General features: G+C 28.5%; 2 protein-coding genes. Both read right to left on the reverse strand.

Annotated features, from left to right (window positions below; translation table 11 throughout):
* Positions 1–315 (reverse strand): hypothetical protein (locus V6U76_RS05285; RefSeq protein ID WP_333024095.1); only part of this gene is annotated, 315 nt, incomplete at its 3' end.
* A partial coding sequence (locus V6U76_RS05290) for a 3'-5' exonuclease (protein WP_333024096.1) occupies positions 291–1313 on the reverse strand: 1023 nt, incomplete at its 5' end. The genes V6U76_RS05285 and V6U76_RS05290, both read right to left, overlap by 25 nt.

A 1313-nucleotide genomic window follows, 5' to 3' on the forward strand; every position in this document is an offset into this window, starting at 1 on the left:
TTTTTCCTTATAAAGTTTGTTAACATCCAGTCCACCAGGCTTCTCCACACAAAATTTTAATGTATAGTTTTTACTTTTTACTACTGCAAGATGAAAGTAATGCAAAATGTAAAACTCTGAAGTATTTGGTAGATTGAGATCTTTATAATTTTCTATTAAATATTCAGCTATCTCCGAACACTCATTTTTTAAAGCGTAATTTAATATTTCTTGTTTATTATACTCAGATATATCTTGATTCTTAAATCTTTCTAAGTTATCACGGAATATCATTTCTTGTAAGTATTTACTTAACTCCTTAGGTCTTTTATCCATAGGTTTTGTCTAGTCCTCATTCTAGATTCTGTATTATCACTTGAGAATTTTTTAGGAGAATGAGAACTTTTTCTACTACTTCCTGCACCTCTAAATTCTGTCTTACCAATTGAGAATTTTTCAGGAGTTTGACTACTCCCTGCATCTAAAGAAAATTGTGACTCATTTACCTCTTGAGCTTCATAGCCTTTAGCTTTTAATGCATCTATGATCTTTTTATAATATTCTTTTTTTCCTCTTTGTAGAAATTTTTTTTCTGCTATGTTTTTAGCTTGCTCTGTATTCCCTCTCTTTATTAAATTTAGAGCCATCTTTTCCCATTCTTCATCGGTAGATCGTTTTTCTTCGATATTTTCAATACTTACATTACTTTCTTTTTCTGATTTTATTACTTCCAATAAAGGACGTTTTTTATCTATAATATAGAGATCATTAATAGCGCGAGTAACTCCAATATACAAGCTGTTTATGTAAAACTTATAATTCTCAAAAGTTTTATCTTCCTTATTCTTAAATCTTGAAATATTAATATTTTTTTCATTATATAAATTACGGACTTTATTAATAGTACTTTTAATCTCTTCCTTATCTTTTCCTTGGCATAACATATTCCATATGTCATTGTAAGCTTTATTAGACATAAATTTGTAAAGAATTACGTTCTCAAATTCCAAGCCTTTGGCTTCATGTATATTAAAAATAAGTGGAGTCTTCTTAAACAATTTACGAGCATCTTCTTTACTATTATCATCCAGAACTAAAATAGCCCAATTTATAGAATTAGGTAATTTATTTGCTAATTCTTGTTCTCTATTATTACCAATAAAGCAGACATTACCAATGTTTTCAGTATCACTTTTCATGAAAAATTTTTCCTCTTCTATCATCTTATCTTCTGAAGCAAAACAATAATTCTTAAGATGTAGCACGCGGTTGTCGCATTCAATAACTTGCTTGCTATTACGATAGTTCTCTTCAATGGTATAAAAAACTTCTAG

Source organism: Wolbachia endosymbiont of Pentidionis agamae, from assembly GCF_036711655.1.
In the GTDB taxonomy this organism is placed as follows: Bacteria; Pseudomonadota; Alphaproteobacteria; order Rickettsiales; family Anaplasmataceae; genus JAZHPY01.